This window comes from Companilactobacillus sp. y65-5, assembly GCF_057541095.1.
This window is the reverse complement of the sequence record NZ_BAAJOA010000013.1, coordinates 1-15,779: the sequence shown is the minus strand read 5'-3', so window position 1 is coordinate 15,779 and position 15,779 is coordinate 1. Positions and strand designations below refer to the sequence as shown.

Genomic DNA, 15,779 nt, shown 5'->3' with positions numbered 1-15,779 from the left:
TCCGAATTAGCTCAGTTGGTAGAGCATCTGACTGTTAATCAGGGTGTCGTCAGTTCGAGTCTGACATTCGGAGTTATTATACTTAGGAAAACCTAGGTGCACAAAAAAATACATCTAGTTCGTAAGAATTAGATGTATTTTTGTATATTGAATAGGGTGCACCAATACTTTTCTTAATCATGGAGAGTTGTCCGAGTGGCTGAAGGAGCATGATTGGAAATCATGTATACGGGTATTGCCTGTATCAGGGGTTCAAATCCCCTACTCTCCGTAGAACCATTTACTGTAACTTATATTTGTGTAGAAGCACTGTATCTAATGGATACAGTGCTTTTTTCGATGAATATATCAAAATACGCTGAATCGTTTTGTTAATTAAAAAATCAAAAAAAATCAAAAAAACTACTTACAAATACAAATATTATGGTACAATATTATTTGTAAGTTAATTACTGACATGCGCCTATAGCGCAATTGGATAGAGTGTCTGACTACGAATCAGAAGGTTGTAGGTTCGACTCCTACTAGGCGCATAACTTGTTTTAAACTATTGATGATCACACTTGTGGTCATCTTTTTTTGTCTTTCATAAAAAATAAGCCTATAACTTAGGCCTATCTATTTCTTTTTTTAAATTCCGCACGGCTCATTGTCTTACCTTGTTGCTGGATGTTACTGTATTTTTGATCGTTGTTTTGTGGATTATCTTTCTTTAGCAGGTCAGTGGTCTTATTGATCATGGAGCCTGAGAATTTATAGATGCCATAGATTATGGCGCCGATGACTAATAGTGTAGGTATCGTGTAAGGTAACATTTTTGGATTGAATAACGTCGCTAAAATTATCATGAAGCTTAATATAAATAGAAATACTTTCCAGAGTAATTTAATCATGAAAAAGCCCCCTTATAACTGTTGTTCTCAAACCAATATTAAGTCTAATCTAACGTAACAATATCATAGCTTGAGATGAGATTGCATCTTTTAGAGCTTCACGGTGTAAACTACGATTTTACCAATTATTGCAATTTTATCAGTCGATTCATAGCGGTAACTGATAGGTTGATAAGTGCTGTTTAATGAATCGGGAGAAAACGTCACTATCTTGCTTCGCCTATCATTATAAAATCTTCTAATGGAGATGTGATTTCCATCTTGAAAGACTACCATATCGGCATTTTTTAGCTCAGAAAGCGTATTGCAACGTTTGATTGCAATCATTGATCCTTTGGGTATAATCCGATTCAAGGCTTCGTCATGGACCGTAGATATGAATATTTCTGGATCACCAGCATATATCCCCATGGTCTCATCTGATATTGTTATCGTTTCTACCTCTTCTGTATTAAATGGGTCGATTCCCGATAAAATCGAAACCGACAAACCCTTGTCAAAGTAATTATATTTGCCCAAGTTGTGATGAATTTCTTTAGTATTGATATTCCTTTGAACATCGAATCCCATCAACCACGCCTCATCAACATCTAAAGCTTTGGCTAAAAGAAATAACCTATACTGATTGGGTTCGGTTTTGTCATTGACGTATTGGCTAAGATCGTTCTTTTTCAAAGTTATACCATACCTTCTTTGAAAGGGGATAGTTCTATCAATGATGTCAACTTGTTTTAAGTTACGTTCTAACATTAACTGACGTAAACGCTTGCCAGTACTGACTTTTTTGTCCATACTGTTTATCTCCTTTTATAATTCCTTCAATTTTGATTATACTTTGCATTGAACTTATGCTCAATATTCATAGTTCAATATGTAGAACTAGTTGCGTTGACATTGGTCATTAACGGGGTTAATATTTAGCCATGAAGGGGTTAGATGCAGTGAACTTTTAGAGGGGAGTAAAATAGTTAAGAATAGATTTTTGTACAGTTTATAGTGCATTGTAGCCTCTAAATATTGAATATAAGGGCAATGGAACTATGATTCTTTTGATTTGATTAGATAATAAACTTACTAAAATCAAAACGTATCTTTGAAGATAATTATGGATATTTTAAGGGATTTTCTGATGTAAAAAAATAGTTCCATGATTATTAATAAAATAAAATTTAAGGGGATTAAGTATCGTGAAAAAATCATCTTCAATCAAAAAAATGACAATGGCGAGTTTAGCTGTGTTAATGGGTTCAACCGCACTTTTTAATAGTCAAATCACAACTAAGGCTGACACTGGAGTCGTGGCTACGACCAATTCATGGACAGCTACACTATACACAAAGACTGGTCAAAAGATAACTAATCGTGCCGTAGCTCCTAACTCAGCTTGGAGAGTCGGCAAAACGATTAAAATCAACGATATGCCTTATTACCAAGTTTCGACTAACGAATATTTAAGAGCTGGCGACGCAACACTCAATACTGAAGATAAGCCCGTTCAAAAGAGCATTATCGTCACTAAAGACTCAGGCGCATCTAACTTGTATAGTGATCTGACTGGTAAGAAGATTAGCAACCGTGCTCTTGGTCCAAACTCATCTTGGGCAGTCGGCAAGATGATTCGCACTTCGAACAATAAAATCTTCTTCCAAGTTTCGACTCACGAATACGTCAAGATGCAAGACACCAAATATGCTCACGTCTTCAGTGATGCTATCGAGTCAACTATCTTTGATGCTCAAGACGATGGTTCACCGAACGACTTGAACACTGCTAATAATACTACTGGAAACACGATTAATCCTGATTCGAATAATAATCAAACACCTGATACTAATACAGGTTCTGATACAAATACTAATACTGACCCTAGTGGCGATGTCAACGACACAGTCTTCCATTCAAGTGCTGAGTTCAACCAAGAAATGCTCAAGCAAATCAACGAACTTCGTGCCGAAAATGGTGCTGGTCCTTTGACCCTAGATTCTAGTCTAATCAGCTTCGCTGACGTTCGAGCTAATGAGTTGATTACTCAATTCAGTCATACTAGACCAGACGGGGTCTACATTACTCAAGTTCCCGGCATTGCTTCTGAAAATATCATAAAAAATTGGCCTACTGGCTATCCTAACAATATTTATGAAGTAAAAAGCGCCATGATTGGGCTCAAGAATAGTCCCGGTCATTTCAAAGTAATGATAGACCAACGATTCACCCGAGTAGGCTTCGGTTTCGCTTATGATAAGTCAACTAAAACATTCTATGTAGCTCAAGACTTTGGACGTTAATCAATTCCCAACAAAAGCCCTCAAATATATTTGAGGGCTTTTTTAGATCCATAGAAACTTTATTGACTTTGTATAATTCGAACGAAACAAAAAATACATCCCCAGAATTCGAATATCTCAAACTCAATGGATGTATTTAAATAAAATCTTATGCTTCATTAATTGAATTAACAAACTCCTGATAATTAAGTTCTTCACCAGTTTCAGTGATATCTATATCATCAATCGTTGCGGAGTGTAAGTCATCTTCACTAATATCAAGTTCATGTGTGAATGTAGCATTACCGATCAAACGTATCTTGCTATCTTCTTTGTGTGCTGACAATTGAATATTAGTCTTGACCATACCGCCAGGATTATAGACGGTAATGTCTTCGTCAGGATTGAAGTAATTATCATTCAACAGGGCAAAGACGAGGCTGGTTGCGGACATTCCTGTCCCACAGGCGTTGGTGAAGCCTACGCCACGTTCATATGTCTGTACGAACAACTTATTCTCATCTAAAACTTCACAGAAGCTGACGTTAACTCCTTCTGGGAAATAGGCATTAGGTGCGTTCAGAGCCTGTCCCACTTCTCCTAGGTCATCTTCATCTACTTCGTCCACGAAGCTGATCAGGTGAGGATTAGGTACTGCAACAGCGCTGAATGTCTGACCATCGATGAATTCAGGTATTTCTTCATCGACTAATTCCATCTTACCTTTGTATTCAAATGGCAAGTCGTCTTTAGCAAAGGAGATGGGGGATATCTCAACACTGAATGCTGGTACGTTGTGATACAAATCGTCTGATTTTTTTACGTTCAAGTTAGTTTCAAGTGTTTCGACTTTGAATGAATCTTGATTGAATTTTTCAGATAGGTAGCGGCTGACGGTACGTAGTCCATTACCGCACATTTTTGCTTCACTACCATCGGCGTTGATAACACGCATTTGTCCTAAACAATCATCGTATCGAGAGTCATTAACCACTAATAAGCCATCGGCACCGTCCAAGATGTCATTTTTAGGATTACACAGTTTGATAGCTAGTTGTTTCAGTTCACCATCGGATAAGTCATGATCTAATTTGGTTTGATCTAGGATGAAAAATTGATTTTCCGATCCATGAACCTTTAGAAGTTGAGCCATTCTTTTCACCTCATTAAATTTTTAGTCGAAGAAAGTATCGTAAATATTCTGAACTGCTTTATCAGCATCTTTTGCCTGAGTTCCAATCATGATGGATATACGCGACGCACCTTGATTGATCATATGCACGGCAATGTTGTTTTGCGTCAGTGAATCGATGACCAATCCAATTGTATTGATATTATGAGCGATTCCTTCGCCAACTACCATAATGATGGCATAATCATCGATCCATTCCAAGTAATCTGGTTTAATAGTTTCTCTAATATCAGAACAAAGATGTTTAACGGTCTCATCGTCTAATTTGCTCTTGTCGAAGATCACTGTTAGGTCATCGATACCTGATGGCATGTGTTCGTAAGAGATGCCGTACTTATAAAAAATCTGAAGTAATTTAAGTGTAAATCCGACTTCTTTATTCAATAAGTAACGATGCAAGTATAAGGCTGAAAAACGTTTTGAACTAGCGATGCCAGTAATTAAATTGGCTGGATCGAATAAGAACTGTGACGGTACGATCATAGTTCCAGAAGCTGTTGGGTTGTTAGTGTTTTTGACGTTAACAGGGATTTGTCCTTCAACAGCAGGGATGATGGCTTCATCTTGAAAAACTGAGAAACCAGCATAAGAAAGCTCTCGCATTTCACGATAAGACATTTTTTTGATAGCTTGTGGATGATCGACCACATGGTTATTAGCAACATAGATGGCATCTACATCTGTAAAATTCTCATAGAGATCGGCGTTGAATCCACGGCTCAAGATAGCGCCAGTGATGTCTGAACCTCCACGGGTGAAGGTATAGATCGATCCATCTTTGCTGTAACCAAAGAATCCTGGGAAGACTATTTTGGCATCGTCAAATGTATACTTAGCCAAATTAGTATATGTTTCGGGTAGGATATCGGCATTGTTGGGCGATCCACCTAGTAATAATCCAGCATCCTTGGGATCTAGGAACTTAGCATTGATACCTTCGTGATTCAGGACGGCAGCTAGCGTGATAGCGTTCAAGTATTCACCGTGTGCTTTGAAGGCGGCCATCAAATGGTCGTCATCTGAAAAGCTCTCATCAGCAAGATCGGTCAATTTCTTTTCGATCAGTTGTATTGTTTCGACATTTAATTGATAATAATCACAAATTTCTTTATATCTAGTTACTATTTTATTGTAAGTATCTTTATAGTCTTCATCATTCAAGACTTCATTTGCGTATTTAATTAAAAGATCAGTGACTTTAATGTCCCCTTTGAAACGTTTACCAGGTGCAGATGTGACGATAACTTTTCGATCGTTATCACTCTTTACAATATTTATTACCTTTTGGAACTGTTCACCATCTGCTAGCGAACTACCGCCAAATTTGACGACTTTCACATCAATCACCTCATTAATTATTTGAAACATTAATACATTTTTAATGAAAAGTTTAGCAGTTTTGTGCGTTAAAACAAGATAAATTTTTAATAAATTAAAAAAACCATGAAAGTGGTTAATTTACCTTGACGAATTATTAGAACTGTTATAATCTTTTAAGCAACAAAACAAAAGAGGTCGCAACTGACATTAGTAAATAAGGGAGTCACTGCAAGGCATTGAACTTATTGAAAGGGAAGGTTGCCGAAGCGCCGGATTTGCAGGATTCGGTATGCTGGGACATGTCAATAAGAGGACATGAACTGTCGCAGTAAAACGTCGCTGCGGTGAGCTTATGACAAATATGATGCAGAATAATTTTGATTTTGGATCTCTTTGTTTTGAGCAAAGGGGTCTTTTTTTATCCCATCTCTCCGGAAAGGTTGTTTATAAATTATGATTAGTAGTGAATTAAAGAGTTCTGACGGACACCTGATTATCGGCGGTGCTGACAGTATAGAATTGGCTAAGGAATACGGAACACCGTTAGTCGTTTACGATGTTGATCAAATTCGTCAGACTATCCAAGATTTTCGTACTAGCTTCGAACAAAGTGGATTCAAATACCAAATCAGCTATGCAAGTAAGGCCTTTGCCACAGTCGCAATGTATCAGGTTTTGAAACAAGAACATCTGCATACTGATGTTGTTTCTGGAGGAGAATTATTTACAGCATTAAAAGCCGGTTTCCCAGCTGATAAAATCAGTTTTCACGGCAATAATAAATCATTAGAAGAATTAGAATTGGCAGTAGATAACCACATCGGTGTTATTATCATCGATAATTTCTACGAGATTGAATTATTAGAAAAAGTATTAAAAGAAAAACAGGCTTCGATCAATGTGATGTTGAGATTGACACCCGGTATCTCAGCACATACTCACAAATACGATCAAACGGGTCAAGTTGACAGTAAGTTTGGATTTGATGTTGAATCTGGTCAAGCAGAAGAAGCGTTGCAATTAGTTTTGAAAAATTCAGATATGAATTTGATTGGAATCCACGCTCACATTGGTTCACAGATTTTTGGAGTTGAAGGGTTCACGATGTTAGCACATAAGATGGTAGAAATATCTAATGACTGGCATCAAAAATATGATTTCACGCCACAGGTTTTGAATCTTGGCGGAGGTTTTGGAATCAGTTATACTGCTGATGATGAACCGATCGGTGCGGATGTCTTCATCAAGCAAATTACCGAGGTTATTACCGAGGATTCCAAAAAAGATGGTTTGGCATTACCGGAGATCTGGATCGAACCAGGACGTTCAATAGTTGGTCCTGCTGGATACAACTTGTATACGATCGGTTCACACAAGGATATCCCGAATCTAAAGTCCTACATCAATGTTGACGGTGGTATGGGTGATAACATCCGACCTGCCTTGTATCAAGCAAAATACGATGCGGTCATCGCCAATAAAATGGATGAAAAACCTACTCAAGAAGTTCACGTAGCTGGTAAGTATTGTGAATCAGGCGATATTTTGATCGATGCAGTCAAACTTCCTGACGTTCAACCGGGGGATGTCCTAGCAATGTTAGACACAGGCGCCTATGGATATTCAATGGCTTCGAACTATAATCGTAACCCACGACCAGCCGTAGTCTTCGTTGAGGGTGGAAAGTCCAAGTTAGTGGTCAAACGAGAAACATACGAGGATCTAACTCACTTAGATTTGAATTACTTATAAAAATGAATTGTAATTATGCATATATAATAGGTTGAAAAAAATGGAGGAAGTACGATGAGCAAGATGAATGCTGAAGAAATTATTAATTATATTGGTAACGCCAAGAAGGTAACGCCGGTCAAGGTTTTTGTTAAAGGTGATGTTGCTAAACTCAACGTTCCTGCTAGTGTTCAATCTTTTTTGAATGACTCCAACGGCTTATTAGTCGGAGATTACTCAGAGATTCAACCCTTACTAAGTGAAGTTGACGATTACTATATTGAGACAGCAGCACAAAACTCTGCGGTACCAATGCTAGATATCAAGGGTATCAATGCTCGTATCGAACCGGGGGCAATTATCCGTGATCAAGTTGAAATCGGTGATAACGCCGTTATCATGATGGGAGCAGTTATCAATATCGGAGCTGAGATCGGTGCAGGAAGCATGATCGATATGGGAGCGGTACTGGGTGGACGTGCTATCGTCGGTAAGAACTCACATATCGGTGCTAACGCGGTGTTAGCCGGTGTGATCGAACCAGCTTCTGCTGATCCTGTAAAAATCGGAGATAATGTCACTGTCGGTGCCAATGCCGTAGTACTTGAAGGAGTTCAAGTCGGTGATAATGCTGTCGTTGGTGCTGGAGCGGTCGTTACTAAAGATGTTGCTCCGAATGAAGTTGTCGCTGGTATTCCCGCAAAGGTGATCAAAGTCAAAGATCAACAAACAACTGATAAAACACATATCGAAAGTACTTTAAGGAAGTTGTAATCATGACTCTTACTGAAGCGGAACTAATTCAGATTAGACGAGAATTTCATCAGATCCCAGAATTAGCATTACATGAGACAAAGACACACGAGCACTTGAAACAGATCATTGCAACATTTCCCCAAACCTATCTGAAACTAAAGGAACTTCCAGAATTACCAACGGCTTTGTTAGTTCATGTAACTGGTAGTGCTCCTAAACGCACGATCGGTTATCGAGCTGATATGGATGCCTTGCCAGTGACAGAAAATAATGGCTTGGAATACGCTTCTAAGCATCCAGGAGTAATGCACGCTTGTGGACATGACTTACACATGACAGTCGCCTTGGGGATATTGAATTACTACTCAGAACATCAGCCTAAAGATAACTTGGTGTTTTTCTTTCAGCCAGCTGAAGAGAGTGAGAGTGGTGGGCGACAGGCCTATGATTTGGGAGCTTTTGAGGGAGAATATCAAGTCGATGAATTCTATGGATTGCATGACAATGCGGATCTTCCATCTGGGGTCATCGGATGTCGGAATGGGACTTTGTTCGCAGGCACGACTGAGGTCAATGTGACGATCCATGGAACGAGTGGTCACGCTGCCTATCCACACGATGCTAACGATGCTGTTGTAATCGCGGCTAATTTCATCACTCAAGTACAAACGATCATTTCAAGAAATATCGACCCAACCAAGTGTGGTGTGATCACATTTGGCAAACTAGACGCAGGTACGATCAGAAATATTATCGCAGGTACAGCAAGGATCGAAGGTACGATTCGTGGATTGACTCAAGATATAATCGAATTCATTCGTGAACGCATCATTGAAGTGGCACGTGGATTGGAATTATCCTTCAATGCCAAGATAGAACTGGATTTTAATCAAGGTGGTTATTATCCAGTTGAGAATAATCCAGAATTAACGACTAGATTTATTGACTTCATGAAGAAGTCAGACAATAAGTATCAAGATATGGCTCCAGCAATGACTGGTGAAGATTTTGGATATTTATTGAATAAGATTCCCGGCACGATGTTTTGGTTAGGTGTTGATAGTCCGGGGTCTTTACATTCAGCAGATTTCTTACCAAATGAAACAGCAATTAAAGATGGTATTAAAGCATTTACTGGCTTTTTAAATAACCGAATGGACTCGGAGGAGAAATAGATGTTAGAAAATGTAGACTTAATGACCGCAATTGTTACCCCATTTACAGATGATACAAATGAAATCGACTTTGGTGCACTGGAAAAACTAGCAAATCACTTGTTAGATACCGGTACTAAAGGATTTATCGTCGGAGGAACTACTGGTGAGACGCCAACTTTGACGGATGATGAAAAAATCGAGCTGTATTCACGCTTTGTTGACATCGTTGCTGGACGTGTACCAGTGATCGCCGGTGTTGGTAGTAATAATACACAAGGGACGATCGATTTGACTAAAAAGGTAGCTGAGATCAAAGGTATCGATGCTGCATTGGTAGTCGTTCCATACTACAACAAGCCTAATCAAAAAGGGATGATCGCCCACTTCGAAGCGGTGGCTGACGCTACTTCATTACCAGTGATCATCTACAATATCCCTGGTAGAACTGGTGTATTGATGCAAAAGGAAACGGTTGTAGAATTATCAAAATATCCCAATATCGCCGGAGTAAAGCAATGTCATACACTTGAAGACTTGGAATATATCGTTGAAAATACGGCTGATGACTTCGCAATTTACAGTGGTGAAGATGCACAGGCACTCTTCGCTAAGGTAATCGGTGCTAATGGCTTGATTTCAGTTGCTGCTCATGTTTTTGGTGAATCGATCAGTGAGATGTACAAGCAATTAGACAGTGGCAATTACCAAGCCGCCGGCGCCATTCAACGTGACCTAACTCCAAAGATGGCAGCATTATTCATGTATCCATCTCCTGCACCAACTAAAGCCGCATTGAATGAAATAGGGTATCATGTTGGTGGATGCCGTTTACCAATTCCTCCATTGGATGATGAGGAGAAGAGCGTGCTATTCAATAAGTTGAATATTCAGGAGGTAATCAAGTGATAAAAGTAATCATATCTGGATTCAATGGTTCTATGGGCCAAAAGGCAGTCAAGATGGTTAATGAGACTGAGGATTTTCAGTTGGTTGGAGTTTTCAATCCCATCATCTCCGACTTAGAGCCTGCAAACTATGACTTAGATGACGCTGTCAAAGTATACAATGACTTGTCACAGATCGACATTGAAGCTGATATATGGGTCGATTTCAGTATTCCAACAGCAGTGTTTGACAATACAAAATTTGCAATCGAACACGGTTATCGCCCAGTTATCGGCACTAGTGGCCTGAGCGAAACACAAGTTAGTGAATTAAAATCATTGGCTGATAGCAAAAAAATCGGTGGCATCATTGCATCTAACTTTGGTATCTCGGCTGTATTGATGATGAAGTTTGCTCAAGTAGCGGCAAAATACTTTGATCAAGCAGAAATCGTTGAAACACATCATCAGGATAAGCTTGATTCCCCTTCAGGAACAGCTCTAAATACAGCTCGATTGATTTATGAAGTTCAACAAAAAGATCAAGTCGAAAACCCTAAAGAAACTGATCCACTAGGTACACGTGGTGGTGATTATCACGGCATCAAGATTCATGCGATTCGTCTGCCAGGATTTATCGCTGATGAAGAAGTCGTCTTTGGTGGAACGGGCGAGAATTTAGTCATCAAACAAAGTACGACTGATCGTGAGTCATTTATGAAGGGTGTACACCTTGCCATAAACGAAGTTATGTCACGTGATGAATTAATTATTGGATTAGAAAAAATTATTTAATGGAGATGTTCATATGCCAGAATTAGCAAAAAGTGTAGAAAATATAGAAAACGAATTAGTAAAACCTTTTGGAGACAACAAAATTCTTGCCTTCAATTCAAAAATTGCCGGTATTCCCGGAATTGTCAAATTGACCTTAGGTGAACCAGATTTTAATGTCCCTGAACACGCTAAACAAGCCGCTATCAAGAGCATTAATGACAACCAATCACATTACACACCACAAAAAGGTATTCCCGGTTTGCGTCAAGCAATCAGTGATTACTTATCAAATGATTACGGTGTAAAGTATGACCCTGATACAGAAGTTATCGTAACGATTGGTGCAACTGAGGCTATTTTTACATCTCTCTACACTATCCTTAATCCTGGCGAAAAAGTTATTGTTCCAACACCTACATTCTCAATGTACATGGATGATATTAAATTAGTCGGTGGTGTTCCGGTTGAAGTGGATACTTCAAAAGATGGTTTCAAGATCACACCTGAAAAACTGGCTAAAGTGATCGACGAAGAAGGACCAGCCGCTAAGGCATTGATCATCAACTATCCCGGTAATCCAACTGGTGTGGTATACACAAAGGACGAGCTAGAAGCATTGGCTGACGTCGTTCGTGACAAAGGCATATATGTCATCTCTGATGAAATCTACAGCCAACTAGTATACGGTGAAAAACACGTTTCATTTGCCAGCGTACTACCCGGACAAACAATTCTTATCAATGGATTGAGTAAGTCACATGCTATGACGGGTTACCGTATCGGCTACATTGCAGCACCAAAAGGCTTCGTTGAACAAGCTGCTAACGTTCATTCATTCGCAGTTACTTGTCCATCAAACCCGGCTCAATTTGCAGCTGAAGAAGCCTTGAAGAATGGACACGAAGACCCAGTTGAAATGCGTAAAACATATAAAGAACGTCGTGATTTCATCGTCGACGCCCTCAACAATATGGGTTATGAAACAGTCAAACCTGATGGAGCATTCTACGTATTCCCTAAGATTCCTGCTGGAATCAAACTCAACTCAAATGACTTCTGTTTGAAATTAGCTAAGGAAGGAAAAGTCGGCGTTATCCCAGGTGATGCATTCGGTGATGCTGGTGAAGGTTACTTCAGAATTTCTTATGCTACTTCAATGGACGCTATCAAAGAAGGTATGAAGCGTCTGGAAGAATTTACTGACAAACTATTACAAAAAAACTAATTGAATAAGGATTTTTGTTATAATGAAGGTTACAAACAAAAAATAGGAGAGAGTATGTTATGCCAAAATTAGATTCATCTGTTAAGAATGTTGTAAATGAAACAATCGCACCAATGGGAATTTCGCAGATTAGATTTTTTGCACAAAAATTCTCAAAGATTCCTGGAATTATCAAATTGACATTGGGTGAACCAGATTTTAATGTACCCGAACACGTTAAGGCCGCAGCTATCAAGAGTATCGAAGATAATAAATCTCACTATACAGAACAACGCGGTACGATCGAGCTGAGAAGTGCTGTATCAGGTTACTTAAAGAAACAATATGATGTTGATTATGATCCAGAGACTGAAGTAATCGTAACGATCGGTGCAACTGAAGCTGTTTTCGTTTCATTAGCAGCTATCATCAATCCCGGTGACAAGGTCATTGTTCCAACACCAACATTTGCTCTTTACTTGCCAATCATCAAAGTGCTAGGTGGAATCCCTGTCCAAGTCGATACCACACCAGATGATTTTCGTTTAACTGGTAAAAAACTATCAGAAGTAATCGAACGAGAAGGCGCAGACAAAGTCAAAGCATTGATCTTGAACTTCCCAGGTAATCCAACTGGTTTTGTTTATTCACAAGATCAACTTGAAGAAATCATTGACGTTGTCAAAGACAAATCAATGTTCGTTATCTCAGATGAAATCTATTCTGAATTGATATACGGTCGTGAGCATGTGTGTCTAGCTAAATTGATGCCTGGTAAGACTATCTTGATCAATGGATTGTCAAAATCACACGCTATGACGGGTTACCGTATTGGTTATGTAGCTGCACCAGCTGACTTTGTGGTCAATGCGGGTAAGATGCATGCATATACTGTAACGGCTCCATCAAATCCAGCACAATATGCCGCACAAGAAGCTCTAGAAAATGGTATCGAAGATCCAGTCGCTATGCGTAAAATCTACAAAGAGCGTCGTGACTATATCGTTGAGCAATTAAATGATATTGGTTATAAGACCTTACTACCAGAAGGTGCTTTCTATACATTCTCAGCAATTCCTGACAAATTTGGATTGAGTGATGTTGAATTCGCCACAAAACTTGCCGAAGAAGGAAAAGTCGGTGTTACACCGGGTTCAGCCTTTGGTAACGGTGGAGAGGGACACTTTAGAATGTCATACGCTTCATCAATGGAAGATATTAAAGAAGCCATGAAACGTTTACGTGCATTCACAGAAACATTAGAAAATTAAAAATATAAAAGGATGAATATTATGAGTGAAGGTTATGAAGTAGCTATTTTAGGTGCAACGGGTGCCGTAGGAACTCGCCTAATTCAACAATTGGAGCAATCAACAATTCCTGTATCAAAAATCAGATTGTTGGCATCAAGCCGCTCGGCTGGTAAAACACTTCAATTTAAGGGTCAAGACGTGGTTGTTGAGGAAGCTAAACCAGAGTCATTTGAAGGTGTAGATCTTGTTCTTGCATCAGCTGGTGGAGCCGTATCAAAGAAATTATTGCCCGAAGCAGTTAAACGTGGCGCCGTCTGTGTCGATAACACTAGTGCATTCAGAATGGATCCAGAAGTTCCATTGGTTGTACCAGAAGTTAATGAACAAGCCCTTTATAATCATCATGGAATTATTGCTAATCCTAATTGTTCCACTATTCAAATGATGGTTGCGCTTGAACCGATTAGAAAAGCTTATGGTTTGAAGCAAATTATCGTTTCAACATATCAAGCAGCATCAGGTGCTGGTCAAAGTGCCTTGAACGAACTATATAGTGAAGCTCAAGATTTCCTTGATGGTAAGGAAATGACTGCTGAGATCATGCCAACTAAAGGTGATAAGAAACATTATCCATTGGCATTCAACCTGTTGCCACAAATTGATGTGCTGGAAGAAAATCTCTATTCACACGAAGAGTGGAAGATGATTCATGAAACGAAGAAGATTATGCTTGGGGATATGGATGATCCTAAGATCAAAGTAACAGCTACCTGTGTACGTGTACCTGTTCCAATCAGTCACGGGGAGTCTATCTATATCGAAGTTGAGGATAAAGAAAATGCAAGTGTTGAAGCAATCCGTAAGTTGATTGATGAAGCACCGGGAGCAGTTTTGCAAGACGATCCTGAACACCAAGTTTATCCACAACCAATTGATGCAACAGGCAAACGTGACACGTTTGTGGGACGTATTCGTCCAGATCTAGAGAACCAAGGAGCATTCAATATGTGGGTTGTTTCTGACAACTTATTGAAGGGTGCCGCTTGGAATACAGTACAAATCGCTGAACGATTAGTTGCTGATGATCTTGTTGAAGTTAAATAGTATTTATTGATTGAGTCTTGTTTGGTAGCATGGAGAATATGCTATCACTCAGGGCTTTTTTTATTTTTTAAATGAAATTTTTAGTGAGGTGACTTATATGGAGGAAGTAAAGACAGATACTGGTTATACAACATTTAGGGATGGAGTGAAGAGTTGTCTGCCCACAATTCTAGGGTATTTAGGTATTGGATTTTCTTTTGGGATCGTTGGGATCAATTCACATTTAAACTTATTCGAAATCACATTAATGTCTGCAATCGTATATGGAGGGAGTTCGCAGTTTGTCATGTGTGGACTACTGTTAGCTAATACTTCGATTACGGGTATCGTTATGACGGTATTCTTAGTTAACCTTAGACATTTATTGATGAGTATGACCGCCAGTCCGCACTTCCGTGAAGAGTCACTGTTGAGCAATGTGTCAGTTGGTTCATTATTGACTGATGAATCATTTGCCGTCTTTTCAACAACCGTTGCACAAGAGAAGAATTTTTCGTTGCGATGGATGGAAGGGTTGAATATCACAGCGTATATTACTTGGATCGTTGCCACTTTCCTAGGTGGATTAGTCGGGAACTTTATTAGTAATCCTGAACAATTCGGCTTAGACTTCGCCCTTACAGCGATGTTTGCTGGTCTGTTCCTTACTCAATTCGAATGGGAATTATCGAAGAATATGAAGAAGTCGATCGCGGTAGTGGTCACCGTTGTGATCAGTTTGTATGTATTATTAGGCTTAGTTAGTTCGTCAGTAGCAGTGATCATTTCAGCCTTACTAGGTTGTTTAGTAGGGGGTATCTCATATGATAAGTAAAAATATATTATTGATATTGATTGGAAGCGCACTGGTTACTTGGATTCCACGGATCACACCATTTATTTTAGGAAAAATGGTCAAATTTCCAGCTATCGTAACGAGATTCTTACAGTATTTACCTTTGTCGATTCTCTGTGCCTTATTGCTAGAGACGGTCTTCAATGCCAAGGCGGGGACAGTGGCTACTCCTAAGTGGGACGTGGTCATTGCTTTGGTGCCAACTGTCATAACGGCGGTATGGTTAAAGGACTTGATGAAGACGGTGATTGTGGGCATAATCGCTATGGCAATAGTCAGATTAGTTATGTAATATTAGTTGTGAGAAGTGCTGTTTATGTTGTATCGTTTAATTAAAAATTGAGGCAGAAATCTCCTGATTGTAATCAGGTAGATGAATGCTTGATAATTAACGCCGTGAGGCGTTTTT

At 39.1% G+C, this 15,779-nt stretch carries 15 protein-coding genes, 3 tRNA genes and 1 riboswitch; of the genes, 14 read left to right on the top strand and 4 right to left on the bottom strand.

Features of this window, described 5'->3' with window-relative positions; translation table 11 throughout:
* From AC27FM_RS12980 to AC27FM_RS12970, 3 genes are all read left to right on the top strand, one after another.
* Positions 1-73 (top strand) — tRNA-Asn (locus AC27FM_RS12980).
* A gap of 108 nt (positions 74-181) precedes the next feature.
* Positions 182-271, top strand: a tRNA-Ser gene (locus AC27FM_RS12975).
* 188 nt (positions 272-459) lie between these two features.
* Positions 460-533: transfer RNA gene (locus AC27FM_RS12970), tRNA-Arg, on the top strand.
* Between the two features lie 81 nt (positions 534-614).
* On the opposite strand, the gene AC27FM_RS12965 is transcribed toward AC27FM_RS12970, so the two are convergent.
* Positions 615-893 (bottom strand): hypothetical protein, encoded by a 279-nt coding sequence (locus AC27FM_RS12965; RefSeq protein WP_487088913.1) that lies wholly within the window; start codon positions 891-893, stop codon positions 615-617.
* Positions 894-983: 90 nt separating this feature from the next.
* Positions 984-1,685, bottom strand: a complete 702-nt coding sequence (locus AC27FM_RS12960) for a S24 family peptidase (protein WP_487088911.1) — start codon at positions 1,683-1,685, stop codon at positions 984-986.
* 395 nt (positions 1,686-2,080) lie between these two features.
* Here AC27FM_RS12960 and AC27FM_RS12955 point away from each other — a divergent pair, with 395 nt between their 5' ends.
* Complete coding sequence (locus AC27FM_RS12955) at positions 2,081-3,178, top strand: CAP domain-containing protein (RefSeq protein ID WP_487088909.1); 1,098 nt, start codon at positions 2,081-2,083, stop codon at positions 3,176-3,178.
* Between the two features lie 148 nt (positions 3,179-3,326).
* Here the strand turns inward: AC27FM_RS12955 and dapF are convergent, their stop codons facing one another.
* Positions 3,327-4,310: a diaminopimelate epimerase gene (dapF, locus tag AC27FM_RS12950; RefSeq protein ID WP_487088908.1), complete on the bottom strand. Its 984-nt coding sequence runs from the start codon at positions 4,308-4,310 to the stop codon at positions 3,327-3,329.
* A gap of 21 nt (positions 4,311-4,331) precedes the next feature.
* Complete coding sequence (locus AC27FM_RS12945) at positions 4,332-5,687, bottom strand: aspartate kinase (protein ID WP_487088906.1); 1,356 nt, start codon at positions 5,685-5,687, stop codon at positions 4,332-4,334.
* Between the two features lie 163 nt (positions 5,688-5,850).
* Positions 5,851-6,029: riboswitch (Lysine riboswitch) on the top strand.
* A 93-nt stretch (positions 6,030-6,122) separates the two neighbouring features.
* On the opposite strand from AC27FM_RS12945, the gene lysA reads away from it, so the two are divergent.
* The 10 genes from lysA to AC27FM_RS12895 all read left to right on the top strand — a co-directional run bounded on the left by lysA (position 6,123) and on the right by AC27FM_RS12895 (position 15,662).
* The gene (gene lysA / locus AC27FM_RS12940; RefSeq protein ID WP_487088904.1) at positions 6,123-7,421 is read left to right on the top strand and encodes a diaminopimelate decarboxylase; all 1,299 of its coding nucleotides are present in this window, start codon (positions 6,123-6,125) and stop codon (positions 7,419-7,421) included.
* A 54-nt stretch (positions 7,422-7,475) separates the two neighbouring features.
* Positions 7,476-8,174 carry a 2,3,4,5-tetrahydropyridine-2,6-dicarboxylate N-acetyltransferase gene (dapD, locus tag AC27FM_RS12935; RefSeq protein ID WP_487088902.1) on the top strand — a complete coding sequence of 233 codons (699 nt, stop codon included), beginning with the start codon at positions 7,476-7,478 and terminating at the stop codon, positions 8,172-8,174.
* A 2-nt stretch (positions 8,175-8,176) separates the two neighbouring features.
* Positions 8,177-9,331, top strand: coding sequence for an N-acetyldiaminopimelate deacetylase (locus AC27FM_RS12930; RefSeq protein ID WP_487088900.1), 1,155 nt, complete (start codon positions 8,177-8,179; stop codon positions 9,329-9,331).
* A complete protein-coding gene (gene dapA, locus AC27FM_RS12925; protein ID WP_487088898.1) occupies positions 9,332-10,219 on the top strand; it encodes a 4-hydroxy-tetrahydrodipicolinate synthase in 888 nt (295 codons plus the stop codon). It begins immediately after the preceding gene.
* On the top strand, positions 10,216-10,992 hold the full coding sequence (gene dapB, locus AC27FM_RS12920; RefSeq protein WP_487088896.1) for a 4-hydroxy-tetrahydrodipicolinate reductase: 777 nt from the start codon (positions 10,216-10,218) through the stop codon (positions 10,990-10,992). Before dapA ends, dapB begins: the two co-directional genes overlap by 4 nt.
* A 13-nt stretch (positions 10,993-11,005) precedes the next feature.
* Entirely contained in the window at positions 11,006-12,199 is a 1,194-nt protein-coding gene (locus tag AC27FM_RS12915; RefSeq protein ID WP_487088894.1) for an aminotransferase class I/II-fold pyridoxal phosphate-dependent enzyme, read from the top strand.
* Positions 12,200-12,258: 59 nt separating this feature from the next.
* Positions 12,259-13,449: an aminotransferase class I/II-fold pyridoxal phosphate-dependent enzyme gene (locus AC27FM_RS12910; RefSeq protein WP_487088892.1), complete on the top strand. Its 1,191-nt coding sequence runs from the start codon at positions 12,259-12,261 to the stop codon at positions 13,447-13,449.
* A gap of 21 nt (positions 13,450-13,470) precedes the next feature.
* Positions 13,471-14,535, top strand: a complete 1,065-nt coding sequence (locus AC27FM_RS12905) for an aspartate-semialdehyde dehydrogenase (RefSeq protein ID WP_487088890.1) — start codon at positions 13,471-13,473, stop codon at positions 14,533-14,535.
* 97 nt (positions 14,536-14,632) lie between these two features.
* On the top strand, positions 14,633-15,349 hold the full coding sequence (locus AC27FM_RS12900; RefSeq protein ID WP_487088888.1) for an AzlC family ABC transporter permease: 717 nt from the start codon (positions 14,633-14,635) through the stop codon (positions 15,347-15,349).
* The gene (locus AC27FM_RS12895) at positions 15,339-15,662 is read left to right on the top strand and encodes an AzlD domain-containing protein (protein WP_487088886.1); all 324 of its coding nucleotides are present in this window, start codon (positions 15,339-15,341) and stop codon (positions 15,660-15,662) included. Before AC27FM_RS12900 ends, AC27FM_RS12895 begins: the two co-directional genes overlap by 11 nt.
* Positions 15,663-15,779: the final 117 nt, after the last annotated feature.